General features: G+C 66.7%; 27 protein-coding genes and 1 pseudogene. 26 read left to right on the forward strand and 2 right to left on the reverse strand.

Going from position 1 to position 15,632, the window contains the following annotated elements:
• From tuf to map, 26 genes and pseudogenes are all read left to right on the forward strand, one after another.
• Nucleotides 1–141, forward strand: a 141-nt coding sequence (gene tuf / locus VFW04_03555) for an elongation factor Tu (GenBank protein ID HEX5178380.1), incomplete at its 5' end; no start/stop codon positions are given.
• Nucleotides 142–180: 39 nt separating this feature from the next.
• Nucleotides 181–498: a 30S ribosomal protein S10 gene (gene rpsJ, locus VFW04_03560; protein HEX5178381.1), complete on the forward strand. Its 318-nt coding sequence runs from the start codon at nucleotides 181–183 to the stop codon at nucleotides 496–498.
• Between the two features lie 24 nt (nucleotides 499–522).
• Nucleotides 523–1,212 (forward strand): 50S ribosomal protein L3, encoded by a 690-nt coding sequence (gene rplC, locus VFW04_03565; GenBank protein HEX5178382.1) that lies wholly within the window; start codon nucleotides 523–525, stop codon nucleotides 1,210–1,212.
• Between the two features lie 3 nt (nucleotides 1,213–1,215).
• A complete protein-coding gene (gene rplD, locus VFW04_03570) occupies nucleotides 1,216–2,073 on the forward strand; it encodes a 50S ribosomal protein L4 (protein ID HEX5178383.1) in 858 nt (285 codons plus the stop codon).
• A gap of 3 nt (nucleotides 2,074–2,076) precedes the next feature.
• Nucleotides 2,077–2,367 carry a 50S ribosomal protein L23 gene (locus VFW04_03575; GenBank protein HEX5178384.1) on the forward strand — a complete coding sequence of 97 codons (291 nt, stop codon included), beginning with the start codon at nucleotides 2,077–2,079 and terminating at the stop codon, nucleotides 2,365–2,367.
• A 5-nt stretch (nucleotides 2,368–2,372) separates the two neighbouring features.
• Nucleotides 2,373–3,203 carry a 50S ribosomal protein L2 gene (gene rplB, locus VFW04_03580; GenBank protein ID HEX5178385.1) on the forward strand — a complete coding sequence of 277 codons (831 nt, stop codon included), beginning with the start codon at nucleotides 2,373–2,375 and terminating at the stop codon, nucleotides 3,201–3,203.
• 53 nt (nucleotides 3,204–3,256) lie between these two features.
• Nucleotides 3,257–3,532, forward strand: a pseudogene (gene rpsS, locus VFW04_03585) (30S ribosomal protein S19).
• Between the two features lie 86 nt (nucleotides 3,533–3,618).
• Nucleotides 3,619–3,978: a 50S ribosomal protein L22 gene (gene rplV, locus VFW04_03590; protein HEX5178386.1), complete on the forward strand. Its 360-nt coding sequence runs from the start codon at nucleotides 3,619–3,621 to the stop codon at nucleotides 3,976–3,978.
• Entirely contained in the window at nucleotides 3,978–4,640 is a 663-nt protein-coding gene (rpsC, locus tag VFW04_03595; GenBank protein ID HEX5178387.1) for a 30S ribosomal protein S3, read from the forward strand. The genes rplV and rpsC overlap by 1 nt, the downstream gene beginning before the upstream one ends.
• A gap of 18 nt (nucleotides 4,641–4,658) precedes the next feature.
• Complete coding sequence (gene rplP, locus VFW04_03600; protein ID HEX5178388.1) at nucleotides 4,659–5,087, forward strand: 50S ribosomal protein L16; 429 nt, start codon at nucleotides 4,659–4,661, stop codon at nucleotides 5,085–5,087.
• On the forward strand, nucleotides 5,077–5,301 hold the full coding sequence (gene rpmC, locus VFW04_03605) for a 50S ribosomal protein L29 (GenBank protein HEX5178389.1): 225 nt from the start codon (nucleotides 5,077–5,079) through the stop codon (nucleotides 5,299–5,301). Before rplP ends, rpmC begins: the two co-directional genes overlap by 11 nt.
• 24 nt (nucleotides 5,302–5,325) lie before the next feature.
• Complete coding sequence (gene rpsQ / locus VFW04_03610; protein ID HEX5178390.1) at nucleotides 5,326–5,610, forward strand: 30S ribosomal protein S17; 285 nt, start codon at nucleotides 5,326–5,328, stop codon at nucleotides 5,608–5,610.
• Between the two features lie 12 nt (nucleotides 5,611–5,622).
• Nucleotides 5,623–5,991 (forward strand): 50S ribosomal protein L14, encoded by a 369-nt coding sequence (rplN, locus tag VFW04_03615; protein HEX5178391.1) that lies wholly within the window; start codon nucleotides 5,623–5,625, stop codon nucleotides 5,989–5,991.
• 85 nt (nucleotides 5,992–6,076) lie between these two features.
• Nucleotides 6,077–6,409 (forward strand): 50S ribosomal protein L24, encoded by a 333-nt coding sequence (rplX, locus tag VFW04_03620; protein HEX5178392.1) that lies wholly within the window; start codon nucleotides 6,077–6,079, stop codon nucleotides 6,407–6,409.
• A gap of 11 nt (nucleotides 6,410–6,420) precedes the next feature.
• On the forward strand, nucleotides 6,421–7,089 hold the full coding sequence (gene rplE / locus VFW04_03625) for a 50S ribosomal protein L5 (GenBank protein ID HEX5178393.1): 669 nt from the start codon (nucleotides 6,421–6,423) through the stop codon (nucleotides 7,087–7,089).
• Nucleotides 7,090–7,161: 72 nt separating this feature from the next.
• The gene (locus VFW04_03630; GenBank protein ID HEX5178394.1) at nucleotides 7,162–7,347 is read left to right on the forward strand and encodes a type Z 30S ribosomal protein S14; all 186 of its coding nucleotides are present in this window, start codon (nucleotides 7,162–7,164) and stop codon (nucleotides 7,345–7,347) included.
• 39 nt (nucleotides 7,348–7,386) lie between these two features.
• Nucleotides 7,387–7,788: a 30S ribosomal protein S8 gene (rpsH, locus tag VFW04_03635; GenBank protein HEX5178395.1), complete on the forward strand. Its 402-nt coding sequence runs from the start codon at nucleotides 7,387–7,389 to the stop codon at nucleotides 7,786–7,788.
• Between the two features lie 16 nt (nucleotides 7,789–7,804).
• A complete protein-coding gene (gene rplF, locus VFW04_03640) occupies nucleotides 7,805–8,344 on the forward strand; it encodes a 50S ribosomal protein L6 (protein HEX5178396.1) in 540 nt (179 codons plus the stop codon).
• Between the two features lie 3 nt (nucleotides 8,345–8,347).
• A complete protein-coding gene (gene rplR, locus VFW04_03645; protein HEX5178397.1) occupies nucleotides 8,348–8,707 on the forward strand; it encodes a 50S ribosomal protein L18 in 360 nt (119 codons plus the stop codon).
• An 82-nt stretch (nucleotides 8,708–8,789) separates the two neighbouring features.
• Nucleotides 8,790–9,008, forward strand: coding sequence for a hypothetical protein (locus VFW04_03650; GenBank protein HEX5178398.1), 219 nt, complete (start codon nucleotides 8,790–8,792; stop codon nucleotides 9,006–9,008).
• Complete coding sequence (gene rpsE, locus VFW04_03655) at nucleotides 9,005–9,493, forward strand: 30S ribosomal protein S5 (GenBank protein HEX5178399.1); 489 nt, start codon at nucleotides 9,005–9,007, stop codon at nucleotides 9,491–9,493. Before VFW04_03650 ends, rpsE begins: the two co-directional genes overlap by 4 nt.
• Nucleotides 9,493–9,744, forward strand: a complete 252-nt coding sequence (rpmD, locus tag VFW04_03660; GenBank protein ID HEX5178400.1) for a 50S ribosomal protein L30 — start codon at nucleotides 9,493–9,495, stop codon at nucleotides 9,742–9,744. The genes rpsE and rpmD overlap by 1 nt, the downstream gene beginning before the upstream one ends.
• Before the next feature lie 5 nt (nucleotides 9,745–9,749).
• The gene (rplO, locus tag VFW04_03665) at nucleotides 9,750–10,232 is read left to right on the forward strand and encodes a 50S ribosomal protein L15 (GenBank protein ID HEX5178401.1); all 483 of its coding nucleotides are present in this window, start codon (nucleotides 9,750–9,752) and stop codon (nucleotides 10,230–10,232) included.
• 1 nt (nucleotide 10,233) lies between these two features.
• The gene (gene secY / locus VFW04_03670; protein ID HEX5178402.1) at nucleotides 10,234–11,565 is read left to right on the forward strand and encodes a preprotein translocase subunit SecY; all 1,332 of its coding nucleotides are present in this window, start codon (nucleotides 10,234–10,236) and stop codon (nucleotides 11,563–11,565) included.
• A gap of 40 nt (nucleotides 11,566–11,605) precedes the next feature.
• Nucleotides 11,606–12,271, forward strand: a complete 666-nt coding sequence (locus tag VFW04_03675; protein ID HEX5178403.1) for an adenylate kinase — start codon at nucleotides 11,606–11,608, stop codon at nucleotides 12,269–12,271.
• Nucleotides 12,268–13,026: a type I methionyl aminopeptidase gene (gene map / locus VFW04_03680; GenBank protein HEX5178404.1), complete on the forward strand. Its 759-nt coding sequence runs from the start codon at nucleotides 12,268–12,270 to the stop codon at nucleotides 13,024–13,026. The genes VFW04_03675 and map overlap by 4 nt, the downstream gene beginning before the upstream one ends.
• A gap of 164 nt (nucleotides 13,027–13,190) precedes the next feature.
• Here the strand turns inward: map and VFW04_03685 are convergent, their stop codons facing one another.
• Nucleotides 13,191–14,663, reverse strand: a complete 1,473-nt coding sequence (locus VFW04_03685) for a hypothetical protein (protein ID HEX5178405.1) — start codon at nucleotides 14,661–14,663, stop codon at nucleotides 13,191–13,193.
• A gap of 176 nt (nucleotides 14,664–14,839) precedes the next feature.
• Nucleotides 14,840–15,632, reverse strand: a 793-nt coding sequence (locus VFW04_03690) for a cyclodeaminase/cyclohydrolase family protein (GenBank protein HEX5178406.1), incomplete at its 5' end; no start/stop codon positions are given.

Consider the following 15,632-nt stretch of genomic DNA (forward strand, 5'->3'; position numbering starts at 1 on the left):
GAGATGGTGATGCCGGGGGACAACATCCAGATGGAGATCACGCTGATCACGCCGATCGCCATGGATGAGGGGCTGCGGTTCGCCATTCGCGAAGGCGGGCGCACGGTCGGCGCCGGCGTCGTCACCAAGATCATCAAGTAAGTTCGTTAGGCATAGACGTCGGGCAAACTGCGAGCGTGGGTGCAACACATGGCCGGTAGAATTCGGATTCGTCTCAAGGCATTCGATCACGCGGTGATCGATCAGGCGGCGGCGGACATCGTGCGCACGGCGGAGAAAACCGGCGCGCAGGTGTCGGGGCCGATTCCGCTCCCGACCAAGACGCAGCGATGGACCGTGTTGCGGTCGCCGCACGTCGACAAGAAGTCGCGGGAGCAGTTCGAGCTCAAGACGCACAAGCGGGTGATCGACATCCTCGATTCGCGCGCGCAGACGGTGGATGCGCTGACCAAGCTGGATCTGCCGGCGGGCGTGGACGTCGAGATCAAGGTCGAATAGCACTTACTGGGGATTGCGTTAGCCATGATCGGAATCATCGGCAAGAAGCTGGGCATGACCCAGATCTTCAACGAGGCGGGACAGCAGGTGCCGTGCACCGTGATCGAAGCGGAGCCGAATGCGGTCACGCACGTCGTCGACCAAGCCGCCGCCGGCTATGCGTCGGTGCAGCTCGGCTACGGCAAGCAGCGTGTGACGCGCCCGTCCAAGGCCAAGGAGCGGACGCCGCGTGGACGCCGCGCGACCAAGGCGGCGATAGGACATGCGACGCGCGCCGGACTCGACGCCGCGCCGCGGGTGCTGCGTTCGTTCCGGCTGGACGACGGGCCGGGCAGCGCGAAGACGCAGGAGATTCCGACCTACGCGTTAGGCGATGTGATCAAGGTCGACATTTTCGCGCCGGGCGACCGCGTGAAGGTCACCGGGACCACGAAGGGACGCGGATTCCAGGGCGTGGTGAAGCGCCACGGCTTTGGCGGCGGACCGAACACGCACGGCAACACGAAACATCGGCGGCCGGGTTCGATCGGACCGGGCACGGATCCGTCGCGCGTGATCAAGGGCAAGAAGATGCCGGGACACTACGGCGCCGAGCGCCACACGCAGACGCACCTGCGCGTCGAGAAGATCGACGCCGAACGCAATCTCATTTACGTACGCGGCGCGGTGGCCGGTCCCCGGAACGGGATCGTGCTTGTGCGCAAGCAGGGCTGATCCATGGCGGACACGACGCAGACATTCGAGGCGGCCGCGTACACGGCAAACGGGACGGCGCGCGATCACGTGGCGCTGCCGGAGGCGGTGTTCGACGGCACGATCAACATGCCGGTGATGCACCAGGCCGTGAAGGCGTACCTGGCGAATCAGCGGCAGGGCAACGCTCAGACCAAGACGCGCGGCTTCGTCGCGGGCGGCAATCAGAAGCCGTGGCGGCAGAAGGGCACGGGGCGCGCGCGGCAAGGCTCGATTCGCGCGCCGCACTGGGTGGGCGGGGGCACGGTGTTCGGTCCGATTCCGCGCAGCTACGCGCAGTTCGTGCCGCGGCAGGTGCGGGCGCTGGCGCGCAAGAGCGCGTTCAACGCGCGGGCGCGCGAGGGCGCGGTGATGGTGATCGACCGCTTCGCCTACGACGCCCCGAAGACGGCGCGCCTGGCGGCGTTGGTCGCCCGGTTAGGCCTCGAGGGCCGGAAGGTCCTGATTCTGACCAACGGAGTGAACGAGCACGTGTATCTCTCGGGTCGCAATCTTACGGGGGTGCAGGTGATGCCGTACTCCGACGTCTCGGCCTACCACGTGTTGTGGTCCGATGCCGTGCTCGTGGAAGGCGGCGCGATCGGACACGATCTGCCGCCGGTGGCGGACACGGAGCCGGAGCGCGCGCCGAAGCGCGAGAAGCCGGCCAAAGCGGCCAAGCAAAAGAAGACCGCGCGCAAGGCGGCATCCAAGAAGACCGCGGCCAAGCACGCAGCCGCGCCGGCCAAGAAAAAGAAGACGACCACGGCGCGCGCCAAGTCGGCGTCCAAGAAAACCGCCGCCAAGAAGACGAGCGGCAAGCCGAAGAAGCGGGGGAAGTAAGCCATGCCGACGCTGCATGAAATCATCGTGCGACCGGTCGTCACCGAGAAGAGCTCGGCGGCGTTCCAGTCGCGCGGCGAATACACGTTCCAGGTGCATCCCGACGCCACCAAGAGCCTCGTTAGGCAGGCAGTGGAGTCGTTGTTCGGCGTGCACGTCACCGGCGTGTGGACGTCCAACCAGCGCGGGAAGACGCGCCGGGTAGGCAAGTCCGTGGGCCGCCGCAACCATTGGAAGAAAGCGATCGTGACGCTCCGCGAGGGCGAGACGATCGAGCAGATCTTCGAGGGCTGACCGACATGGGCATTCGACAGTTCCGTCCGATCACGAAGGGCACGCGGTTCCGCTCGGTCTCCGATTTCGCCGAGATCACGCGCACCGAGCCCGAGAAGTCGCTGCTCGAGCCGCTCAAGAAGTCGGGCGGCCGCGACAACCACGGGCACATCGCGATGCGCCGGCGGGGCGGCGGGCACAAGCGGAAGTACCGGATCGTGGATTTCCGCCGCGACAAATTCGGCGTGACGGCGACGGTGCGGCACATCGAGTACGACCCGAATCGCTCGGCGCGCATCGCGCTGGTCGAGTACGCGGACGGCGAGAAGCGCTACGTGCTGCATCCGAAGGGGCTGGCGGTGGGCGACGCGATCGTGTCGGGGCCGGGCTCGGACATCCGGTTGGGCAACGCGCTGCCGCTCAAGGAGATTCCGTTAGGCACCGCGGTGCACAACGTAGAGCTCAAGATCGGCAAGGGCGGCCAGCTCGCGCGGTCGGCCGGCATGTCGGCGCAGGTGGTGGCCAAGGAAGGCGACTACGTCACGCTGCGCCTGGCGTCCACCGAAGTGCGGCTGGTGCACGGCAACTGCCTGGCGACGATCGGTGAAGTCGGCAACGCCGAGCACGAGCTGCAGTCGTGGGGCAAAGCGGGATCGACGCGGTGGCGCGGACGGCGGCCCAAGGTGCGCGGCGAAGTGATGAACCCGGTGGACCACCCGCACGGCGGCCGCACGCGCGGCGGGCGGAACGTGGTGAGCCCGTGGGGCAAGAAGGAGGGCGTGAAGACGCGCAACGTCAAGAAGTCGTCGCAGCGATTGATCGTCCGCGGTCGCAAGCGCGGGAAGGCCACACAATGAAACAGGGAAGCGTTCACATGCGCGCGCGTCCCGTTTACCGGCGAGACTAAGCCATGGGTCGTTCAGTCAAGAAAGGTCCGTTCGTGCAGCCGGCGCTCATGAAGAAAGTGCGCGGCATGAACCAGCGCAGCGAGAAGCGCGTGGTGAAGACGTGGTCGCGCGCGAGCACGGTGACGCCGGACTTCGTCGGGCACACGTTCGCGGTGCACAATGGGAACAAGTTCATCCCGGTGTACGTCACCGAGAACATGGTGGGCCACAAGTTAGGCGAATTCGCGCCGACGCGGCTCTTCCGCGGACACTCGGGCGTGAAGGCGGCCGACAAGAAGGCGGCTCCCGCGGGCGCGCCGGCCTCGGGCAGCGCGCCCGCCGCGCCGTCCGGCGGCGCGCCGGCGCCGAGGGGAGGGAAGTAGCGATGGCGCGAGTGCGAGCCATTCAGCGAACCACGCGCCAGTCGCCGTACAAGATGCGGCTGGTGATCGATCAGATCCGCGGCAAGAACGTGAACGAGGCGCTCGCGCTGCTCACGTTCTCGAAGAAGCACGCCGCCAAACAGATCGAGAAGGTCCTCAAGTCGGCGATCGCCAACGCGGAGCAGCACGCGCGCGAGCACAACGAGTCGCTCGATACGGACCAGTTGGTCGTGGAGCACGCGGTGGTCAACGAGGGCCCCAAGCTCAAGCGGTTCATGCCGGCCGCGCAGGGGCGGGGCACGCCGATTCTCAAGCGCACGAGCCACGTGGAGATCGTGGTCTCGGACGAGGATGCACGCTAATGGGACAGAAGACCAATCCGATCGGGTTTCGGTTAGGCGTGACGCACGACCACCGTTCGCGGTGGTACGCGGACCGCAACTTCCCGGCGCTGCTCAAGGAAGACGAGCTGCTCAGGAAGTATCTCAAGGCGCGGTTGGGCCACGCGGCCATCTCGCAGATCACGATCGATCGCAAGCCGGGCAAGGTCGTGGTGACGGTGCACACCGGCCGTCCGGGCGTCGTGATCGGAAAGAAGGGCGCCGAGGTCGACAAGCTGCGCGATGAGCTGGCGCAGCTCACGGGCAAGGAAGTGGGCATCAACGTCGAAGAGATCAAGCGGCCGGAGCTCGATTCGCAGCTCGTGGCCGACCAGATCGCGCACCAGCTGGCGCAGCGCATCTCGTTCCGCCGCGCGATGAAGCGGGCGGTGCAGAGCGCCATGCGCATGGGGGCGCAGGGCATCAAGATCAAGTGCGGCGGGCGGTTAGGCGGAGCGGAGATCGCGCGCGTGGAGGGCTATCACGAAGGGCGCGTCCCGCTGCACACCCTGCGCGCCAAGATCGACTACGCGACGTCGACGGCCAAGACGACGTTCGGGACGATCGGCGTGAAGGTGTGGATCTTCCACGGCGAGGAGCCGACGGCGGCCCGTCGCGGAAGCACCTACTCCACCGGCTCGTAAGGCGAAGGAGAGCGAGCGATGCTGAGTCCCAAGCGCGTCAAGTTCCGGAAGATGTTCAAGGGCCGCACCAAGGGTCTGGCCAAGCGCGGATCCACCGTAGCGTTCGGCCACTACGGGCTGCAGGCGTTGGAGCCGGGCTGGGTGACCAACCGGCAGATCGAAGCGGCCCGCGTGGCGCTCACGCGCCACATCAAGCGGGGCGGCAAGGTGTGGATCCGGATTTTCCCGGACAAACCGATCACCAAGAAGCCGGCCGAGACCCGGATGGGGAAGGGCAAGGGATCGCCGGAGGGATGGGTGGCGGTGGTGAAGCCCGGCCGGGTGATGTTCGAGCTGGAAGGCGTCGACCGGAAAACGGGCGAGAAGGCGATGGGGCTCGCGGCGGCGAAGCTCGGCGTGAAATCGAAGTTCGTGGTCCGCGAGGAGGCGCACACCGATGCGGGCTGAGGAGATTCGGGAGCTGTCGGACGACGAGCTCAGGACGCGGCTCGCGGAAATGGAAGAGGAGCGGTTCCGGCTGCGCTTTCGGAGCGCGACGGAAGCGCTCGAGGATCCGCTCAGGTTCCGCGTGATCCGCAAGGAAATTGCGCGCATGAAGACGATTCTTCGTGAGCGGCAGCTGGCGCAGTCGGCGTCCGCCGCCCCGCGCTCCGCCCGTTAGGCCAGTTAGGCATAGAGAGGACAGATGGCCGACATCGTGAGAACGGACCACCAGGCGGCGCGCGGCTCGCGCAAGACGCGGGTTGGCATCGTGGTGAGCGACAAGATGCAGAAAACGGTGGTGGTGGCGATCGAACGTCGCTTCCCGCACCCGTTGTACGGCAAAATGGTCACGCGCACCAAGCGCGTGAAAGCGCACAGCGAGGACAACGCCGCCAAGACGGGGGATCGCGTGCGCATCATGGAGACCCGGCCGCTGTCGAAGGACAAGCGGTGGCGCGTGGTCGAGATCGTCGAACGCGCGCGCTAACGGAGACCAGCCATGATTCAGCAGGAATCCATCGTCAAGGTCGCGGACAACTCGGGCGCCAAACGCGCGCTCGTCATCCGCGTCCTGGGCGGCACCAAGCGGCGCTACGCCGGGCTGGGCGACACGGTGATCGTGGCCGTGAAGGATGCGCTGCCGAACGGCACGGTGAAGAAGTCCGATGTCGCCCGCGCCGTCGTCGTGCGCACGGTCAAGGAAACGCGCCGCAAGGACGGGAGCTACATCCGCTTCGACGAGAACGCCGTCGTGATCATCAACGAGGCCGGCGAGCCGCGGGCCACGCGCATCTTCGGGCCCGTCGCCCGCGAGCTGCGCGAGAAACGCTTCATGAAGATCGTATCGCTCGCGCCGGAGGTGCTCTGACATGCGCAAGTTGACGTATCGGGCGACGAAGCGCGCCACCGCGCGCAACCGCGCCCGCCACGCGAAGAACGTCGAGCGCGTCACGCTGCCCGTGGGCAAGGGCGACACGGTGCGCGTGCTGCGCGGCGACGACAAAGGGAAAGAAGGCAAGATCCTGCGCGTTAACCTGAAGACGGGCCGGGTCGTGGTGGAAGGCGTGAACATCGTGAAGCGCCATCGCAAGGCGCGCACGGCCGAGGAACAGAGCGGGATCATCGATTTCCCGGCGGCCATCCATCATTCGAACGTGATGCTGCTCGATCCGAAAGGCGGCACGCCGACGCGCGTGCACGCACGGATCGATGATGACGGCACGAAGGAACGCGTGAGCGCGAAGAGCGGCGATGCGATTCCGCGCGTCGTGTCGCGCAAGCGCTGAGGACCGGAATTATGGCGACGAAAGAAAAAAAAGAGGGCAAGAAGAAGGGCGGCGCAGGCCAGGCGCAGGGCGGCACGGGGAAAGCGCACGCGGGCGCAGGCACGCCAGCGCCGGCGCCGCGCCTCAAGGGCTACTATGAGCGCACGGTGCGCGACAAGCTCAAGCAGCAGTTCAGCCTGTCGAACGCCCACGAGATCCCGAAGCTGACCAAGATCGTGATCAACTGCGGCGTCGGCGAAGCGATCAAGCAGCCCAAGCTGCTCGACAGCGTCGTGCAGGAGCTCGAGTTGATCAGCGGCCAGCGGCCGGTGCGCACGCGGGCCAAGAAATCGATCTCGAACTTCGGCTTGAGGCAGGGCCAGGAAATCGGCGCCAGCGTCACGCTGCGCGGCGCGCGGATGTGGGAGTTTCTCGACCGGTTCATCGCCGTCGCGATCCCGCGCATCCGCGACTTCCGCGGGTTAGGCACACGCTCGTTCGACGGACGCGGCAACTATTCGATCGGCCTCAAGGAGCAGGTGATCTTTCCGGAGATCAACTACGATCAGGTCGACCAGGTGCACGGCCTCGACCTCACGTTCGTGACCAGCACGCCGAAGGACGACCAGGCGTTGGCGCTGCTCCGCGAGCTGGGGATGCCGTTCCGCGGCGAAGAGAAGCCCATCGTCGTGAGCGCCTAACGACGAGGGGTCGGGCATTGGGACATCGGGAACGCCACAACATCAAATGTCAGGATCGCACGGGAGAGTGTGATGGCTCGTAAGGCCATGGTCGAAAAGAGCAAGCGCAAGCCGAAGTTCGCCGTGCGGCAGCACAACCGCTGCCAGCGTTGCGGCCGCTCGCGCGCATTCCTGCGGAAGTTCGGATTGTGCCGGATCTGCTTCCGCGACTTGTCGTTGAACGGAATGATTCCCGGCGTCCGGAAGTCGAGCTGGTAGCATCGCCACGTTGTCCTGACACGAAACCAGGCCCAAGCCATGAGCATGACCGATCCTATTGCCGACATGTTGACGCGCATCCGCAATGCCTGCGGATCGAAGCACCGGCGCGTGGACATTCCGGCATCGAAGCTGAAAGCCGATCTCGCGCGCATCCTCCTCGAGAACAACTACATTCGGGATGTGAAAACGCTCGAGACGGATGCGGGGCGGAAAATTCTGCGGCTGTACCTGCGCTACGCGCAGGGCGATCAGCCGGTGATCCGCGAAGTCCGGCGCGTGTCCACGCCCGGGCTCCGCAAGTACGTGGGCGTGAGCGAGATTCCCCGTGTGCGCAACGGGCTCGGCATGGCGATCCTCAGCACCTCGAAGGGGCTGATGACGGATCGGCAGGCGCGGGCGGCGCACACCGGCGGCGAGATCCTCGCGGTCGTGTGGTAAAGGGGAGCGTCTCTACATGTCGAGAATCGGGAAGAAGCCCGTCGTGCTGCCGAAGAACGTCACGGCCACGATCGATGGGCAGACGATCAAAGTGAAAGGCCCGCGCGGCGAGCTCGAGCGGCGCCTGCATCCGGCGTTAGGCGTGGCGCTGGACAACGGCACCGTGGTCGTCAGCCGTCCCGACGACCAGGCCGAGCACAAGGCGCTGCACGGGCTCACGCGTACGCTCGTGTCGAACATGGTGGAAGGCGTGACGAAAGGATTCCAGAAGCAGCTCGAGATCGTGGGCGTCGGGTACAAGGCGGAAACGCGTCCCTACGGCCTGCAGCTCGCGCTCGGCTTCTCGCACCCGATCGAATACCGCGCGCCCAAGGGCATCAAGCTCGCGGCGCCGCAGCCCACGCAGATCACCATCGAAGGCGCGGACAAGGAAATGGTGGGACAGGTCGCGGCCGAGCTTCGAGGCCTGCGTCCACCCGAGCCCTACAAAGGGAAAGGCATCAAGTACGCGGGCGAGCAGATCCGGCGGAAGGCCGGTAAGGCTGGAGGCAAGTAAACAATGAAATCGACTCACAAGCCGAAGACGCGCGCCGAGCGTCTCCATCGCCGTCATCTTCGCGTGCGCAAGCGCGTCGAAGGGACCCCGGAGCGACCGCGTCTCGTGGTTCGTCGCACGCTCAAGCACATCTACGCGCAAATCGTCGACGACATGGCGAACCGCACGCTGCTCACGGTGTCCGATCTCACGGTTGGCGATGGCAAAAAGCAGGAGCGTTCGACGGCTGTTGGTAAAGCAGTGGCCGAGCGTGCTAAGGAAGCAGGAATCAGTCGCGTCGTGTTCGATCGTGCGGGGTACAAGTACCACGGCCGCGTGAAAGCGGTAGCCGACGGCGCCCGCGAGGGCGGTCTGGAGTTTTGAAAAATGGCAGATAATCAGAGCGGTCGCCCGGCAACGGGAACAGGAACGGGCGCTGGAGAAGGCGCTCCTGCACCGCGTCGCGGTGGTGGCGGCGGCGGCGGTGGCGGACGCGGTGGTCGCGGTGGACGCGGCGGTCCCGGTCGCGGTCGTGGCGGGCCTGGTGGCGGCCCTGGTCGCGGACCGGGCGGCGGCAATCGCGGCGGCGAGGGTGGCGACCGCGGTCGCGGTCGCGGCGGCGATGGTGCTCGCAGCGGCGGCGGCGAGCGCGATCACGAAGGCAGTGATCTCGTCGAGAACGTGATCGCGATCAATCGCGTCGCCAAAGTGGTGAAGGGCGGCCGGCGCTTCAGCTTCAACGCGCTGGTTGCCGTCGGCGACGGACAGGGCCGCGTTGGCGTCGCGACCGGGAAGGCGAACGAGGTATCGGAAGCGGTGCGCAAGGCGGTGGACGCCGCGCGTCGCCGGCTGGTGCACGTGCCGCTCACCGGCGGTACGATTCCGCACGAAGTGGTCGGTGAGCACGGAGCTGGTCGCGTGCTCATGAAACCGGCTGCGCCGGGCGCGGGCGTTATCGCGGGCGGTGCGGTGCGCGCCGTGCTGGAGTGCGCCGGTGTCGCCGACATTCTCACCAAGAGTCTGGGCTCGACGAATCCGCACAACATGGTGCGCGCGGCGATGCACGGACTGGGGTTGTTGACGACCGTGGAACAGATCGCGCGCGAACGGGAAGTCGAGGCGTCGAGCTTGCCGTATCGCTCTCGCGCCAAGTCGAAGGAGACCGTCTAATGCCGCGCACATTCGTGTGGCATCGGACACGCGGTCCCAAGCGGACTGCGCCTGAAGCGTTGACCACGGGCAAGGTGCGGATCAAGCAGGTGCGCAGCGGCATCGGGCATCCGGCCGAAATGCGGCGGACGCTGGAGTCGATCGGCCTGCGCCACCATCAGGATGAAGTGGTGCGGCAGGATTCGCCGTCGCTGCGAGGGCAGATCAAGCACGTGCGTCACCTGGTGACGGTGACGCCGGTGGAGGAGTGACGACAGTGGCCAAAGAACAGCGCGAGATGCCCGAGCACATCGGCCTGCACAATCTGGTGCCGGCGCCGGGTTCGCATCGCAACCGGAAGCGGTTAGGCCGAGGTCCGGGTTCAGGCACGGGCAAGACGTCGGGCAAAGGCCACAAGGGCATCAAGGCACGCGCGGGACATCACGGTCCCGGCGGCAACAAGCCGCATTTCGAGGGCGGCCAGATGCCGTTGACGCGCCGGCTGCCCAAGCGCGGCTTCACCAATCCATTCCGGGTGGAGTCGCAGGTCGTGCACCTGAGTGACATCAATGATTTGGAGTCGAAGGACGACATCACGGCCGACGTCCTCATCGAGGCGGGACTGATCCGGAAGGGGAAGGGACCGGCCAAGCTGCTGGCCAACGGCGCGTTGACGCGCGCCGTGACGGTCCGCGGCATCCGGGTGAGCGCGGCGGTGCGTGAGCGTATTGTCGCGGCCGGAGGCCGCGTCGAGGACTGACATGGCGCAGGAGAACGCGGCGGCCCAGCTCGTCAACAGCATCTTCAAGACGCCCGAACTGAAGTCGCGTATCGGCTTCACGCTGCTGGCGTTGATCATCTTTCGCGTCGGCTCGCACATCACGGCGCCGGGCATCGACACGCAGGCGCTGATCGACTTCTTCAAGAGCCAGCAGGCGGGCGGGCTCCTCGGCCTGTACGACCTGTTCGTGGGCGGCGGCCTGTCGCGCGCCACGCTGTTTGCGTTAGGCATCATCCCGTACATCTCGGCGAGCATCGTGTTCCAGATTCTCGCTGCGGTCATGCCCAACGTCGAGAAGCTGCAGCGCGAGGAACAGGGGCGGAAGAAAGTCGAGCAGTGGACGCGTTACATGACGGTCGGCATCTCGGTGATGCAGGCGTGGGGCTACGCGCTGTTCACCGAGTCGCTGCAGGGCGCGGTGGCGCATCCGGGCATGGCGTTCCGCATCCAGATGACGCTGTTCCTCACCGCCGGCGCGATCTTCGTCATGTGGTTAGGCGAGCAGATCACCGAGCGCGGCGTCGGCAACGGCGCGTCGCTGCTGATCTTCTTCTCGATCATCGAGCGGTTCTGGCCGGCCATCGTGCAGACATTCGGCTTCCTGTCCACGGGCGCCCTGTCGCCATTCAAGCTCGTGATCCTTGGACTCGTGATGGTGGGCGTGGTCGCGGGCACGGTCGCGATCACCGTCGCGGCGCGTCGCGTGCCGATTCAGATCCCGCAGCGGTCGGTGGCGCGAGGCCGCCAGCGCGAGTCGTCCAAGAACTTCATCCCGTTGCGCATGAACGCGGCCAACGTGATGCCGATCATCTTCGCGCAGACGGTGATCGTGGTGCCGGGTACGTTGGCGCAGTTCGGCAGCAGAGCGCCGTGGGCGCAGCAGATGGCGGAGATTCTCAATCCCGGCACGTGGGAATACTACGTGCTGATGGCCATCCTGATCCTCTTCTTCACGTACTTCTATACGGCGATCATCTTCAATCCGGTTGACATCGCCGAAAACCTGAAGAAACAGGGCGGCTTCATCCCGGGCGTCAAGCCGGGGGCGAAGACGGCGGAGTACATCGAGAAGGTCATGTCGCGCATCACGTTCCCGGGCGCGCTGTTTCTCACGCTGATTGCGTTGCTTCCGATCTGGATCGCGGACATCATCAACGTTCCGTTCCGCTTCGGCGGCACGTCGCTCTTGATCGTGGTCGGCGTCGGACTGGATACGCTCGCGCAACTGCAGCAGCACCTGTATCTGCGCAAGTACGACGGCTTCATGAAGAAGGGCCGCGTGCGATTCCGCGGTCGGGCGACGACGTACTGAGCGCGCACTTTTTCTTCGGCGACTGGGAGCGGATGGACACATGAACATCGTGTTGCTCGGCCCTCCCGGCGCCGGCAAGGGCACGCAGGGCGAGCGTATCGCGCGCGAGCTCGACATCCCCAAGTTGGCCACCGGCGACGTGCTGCGGGACGCCGTTAGGCAGGGGACGACGCAGGGGCTCGAAGCCAAGCGGTACATGGACAAGGGGGATCTCGTCCCCGACTCCGTTATCCTCGGCATCATGAAAGAGGCGCTGGGCAAGCCGGAGGCCGGGCGCGGCGTGGTGCTCGACGGCGTCGTGCGCACGGTGCCGCAGGCCGAAGGACTGGCGCGCGTGCTGGCGGAGCTCGGGCGCAAGCTCGACATCGTGCTCCTGTTCGACGTCGACGAAGAAGAGTTGGTTCGCCGGTTGAGCACGCGAACGGTGTGCGAGCGCTGTCAGACGCCCTACACGGGCCGCGCGCCGGGAAGCACCTGTGACAAGTGCGGCGGCACACTCGTGCGCCGTAAAGATGATGAGCCGGACGCCATTCGCACGCGCATGCGCGCGTACCGCGATCAGACGGCCCCGGTCATCGAGTGGTATCGCGCCCGCGCGCGAGACGCGGCGCTGCGCGGACAGAGCGCGGCGCGCGTCGTGACCGTGGACGCGATCGGCGCGATGGATGACGTGACCGCGCGGGTGATGACAGCGTTAGGGAAATGATTCAGCTCAAGTCGCCGCGAGAAATCGAGGTGATGGCCGAGGGCGGCAAGATTCTCGCGGACACGGTGGCGATGTTGTCCGAGCGGGTGGCGCCGGGGATATCGACGCTCGACCTCGATACGTTAGCCGAGCTGTTCATCCGCTCCCACGACAACGCGGTGCCGGCGTTCAAGGGATTGTACGGGTTCCCGGGCTCCATCTGCACGTCGATCAACGAGGAGATCGTGCATGGCATCCCCTCGCGCAAGCGGGTGCTGCGCGAGGGCGACCTCGTTTCGATCGACGTCGGTGTGGGGTACAAGGGTTTTTTCACCGACTCCGCGGCGACGGTAGCCGTCGGCGAGACCGACGACGAGTCGAAGCGGCTGCTGGCAGTAACGGTGGAAGCGCTCGAAGCAGGGATCGCCGCGGCGACTCTCGGCAACCACATCGGCGACATCGGTGCGGCGATCCAGGACGTGGTGGAAGGGGCGGGCTTCAGCGTGGTGCGTGAGCTCGTTGGGCACGGGATCGGCACCGAGTTCCACGAGGAGCCGCAGGTGCCGAACTACGGGAAGCCGAAGCGGCTGCTCAAGCTTTCGCCCGGTCTGACGATTGCGATCGAGCCGATGGTGAACGCGGGGACGCCCAGGACGCGGACGATGCCGGATCGGTGGACGATCGTGACGGCGGACGGATCGCGTTCGGCGCACTTCGAGCACACGGTGGCGATCACGGATCAGGGGCCGCGGGTGTTGACGCGGCGATCGGCCTAACGGGCCACGAGGCAGTGGTGGACCGGGTCTGAGTTCAGGTAGCGCGAGTTGCTGGCATCTACGCTCATCTAGACACGGATAGAGCACGGACACAACGTGTCCGTGCTCTATCCGTGTCTTCATGAGCGTAGATGCCGGACTGGCACCCTCGATCTCGCTAGACTTCAGGAACAGACCTTCGTGGCATCGTAGAACTGCCTCGATCCGTTGGGGATCGACACGCCGTCCACGATGAGCGTGTTCCCGAACCCCGCGGGATGGCTGAACCACACATCCGCCCAGTTCAGGTCGCCGTTCAAGGACAGCTGGAAGGTCGAATTCATCAGGTAGGGCGCGTTGGCCAGGCCCAGTGCCGTCGTGTGCCGCGATAGTGAGACGAGCAGAGGAGCCTGGCAGCTCTGTTCGATGATGTTGCCGTGGAAGGTCAGATCCGCGTCGCCCGCGAGGTCCGTGCCGGCCACCGGGAAGCCCGCGTCGACGATCATGCCGAAGCGATTGTTCGACACCAGATTGTTTCGGAACATCGTGTGCACGATGCCGTGCACGTTGGGCGCCGATGTGCCGATCATACCGACCCTGATGCCCGCGCCGACCGGGAGGCGCTGGTGGTCGCGGACCTCGTTGTTGCTGACGTCGGCCCAGGTTTCGGCCGAGGCCGGAAGCACGAACGGCTCGACGACGTCGGGCAGGGGCAGGTTCACCGTCGCGAAGTCGAGAATGCCTTCAATGCCGCCGGCCAGGATCCGGTTGCCCTCGGCTCGGTAGCTGCCGGGGCCGGCCAGGCAGATGTCGCAGGTACCGCCGTCGCCGGACAGATGATTCGTGAGGACGTCGCCGCTGCTGGCGCGGAGGTCCATGGCCTCGGTGAATCCACCCTCGAATCGATTTCCGCGTATCGTGAGCCCGGCGACGCGAATGGCCAACAGCCCCTGACCTCCGGCGTCCGCGTCGGCGGCGTGTCCGGACTGGAAGACGAAGCCCGCCACCGTCAGGCCGTTGGCGGCGGAGGCGCCGGGATGGCCGTTCGCAATGATGATCGGCGTGGAAACGCCGTTCACGATCGGCAGCGGATCGGCGGGTGTGACGGTCGTGGCCGCGTCGCCCAAGCCATCGCCGGTCGCGCGGCCGTCGTCGTCCACGCGCATCTGGAGCGCTCCCTGGAGCGAGATGTCCGGAACGTCGACGATCAGCGGGAAGTGCTCGAGGGACGGGTCGGTCGTCTGGTTGGCCGTGCCACGCACGATACCGGGTGCGACGTCGATCGTGATGCGGCAGTCGGCCGACACGAGCTCGCCCCGGTTCAGCCGTCCCGCGCGCGCGGCGGCGAGCGCGTCTCCGATGCGGTCGAAGTGTGCGCCGTCGATCGGCGCGGCGGGATCGTGGCTAACGGAAAGGGTGGTGAGGTAGTCGCCGTGGGCCAGGTGCGCTGGAAGCGCCGCCGCGGCGACGCGGATGATCATGGCGCCCGATGCAGCGTGCTGGCAGATGTCGACCATGCCGGACACCGGCGAGGCGGTGGCATCGGTGACGCGACGCTCGATCGCGCGCGTCGGGGCGTCGGACGTACAGGAGGCCAGGACGGCGGCTCCGAACGCCGCGGCGAGCGTTGCCGGGCGTCCTCTGAATCTGGTGCGCATTTGAGCATCCCTCGAGATCGGAGTGGGGGGTGTGCCTGCGCACTGTATTGCCGCATCGTCCCCAAACCGTCACCGTCGCGTCCACGCGGGTGTCACGCAGGAGATTGCTCGACGCTCATGGCCTTGTTCCGGGGCGATCATCACGTCGGACGCGGTTCCCGAGTCCGGCGCGGCGCCTAAATGTGCCGCTCGACCTCGGTCGTGACGCATGCGGCGGCAGCGGACGCCTCGCGAACGAATTCGCTCACCGCCTCGATCAGCGCGTGGCCTTTCGTCGGGTCTGCGAGCGACGCGACGTTGATGCGCACGTTGTAGGCGGCGCCGCGGCACGCGGCGTCGGCGAGGAGCGCCGACACCCCGGCGTCGGAGACGGCGCTCGGATTGCCCTTGGTCGCGACGAGCTCCGCGAGCGCGGCGACGCCGGCGCATGCGCGCGCGGTCTCGAGCGGAACTTCGCTCGCGCCGATGAGTGCGGCGGTGATCGCGGCGTCGCGTTGGGCGCGCTGCTCGGGCGTGTCCTTGGGGAGCTTGTAGGCCGCGGAGACGGCCGCGTACGACTGGGCGTCGAGCGCGACGAGCTCGCGGAGCCGGGTCACCAGCGCCGCGGCCCGCGACCCGGCATCGCGCATCGCCCCGTCGACGTCGGCGAATTTCTTCCGGCCGACCGTTAGGCCAGCGACCATCTGGGCGAGCGCGGCGGCGAGCGCGCCCGTGTAGGCCGCGGCGCTTCCGCCGCCGGGCGTGGGCGTGGGCGCGGCCACGGCGCTCACGAGATCTCCGTTAGGCTCGGCCGCGTGTGCCGCGGCACCGTGCGCGGCGCGCACGCGGCGCTCGACCAGCTGCTCCGGCGAAAACGCCGCCAGCCGCAGGTGGCGAACCGCGGCGTCGAGCAGCACCCGTTCGGGCACCAGGCCGACGATCTCGCTCCACGTCACCGGCACGCCGGCGGCCGCGGCTTCCATCGCCACC

Source organism: Gemmatimonadaceae bacterium (assembly GCA_036273715.1).
GTDB lineage: Bacteria > Gemmatimonadota > Gemmatimonadetes > Gemmatimonadales > Gemmatimonadaceae > JADGGM01.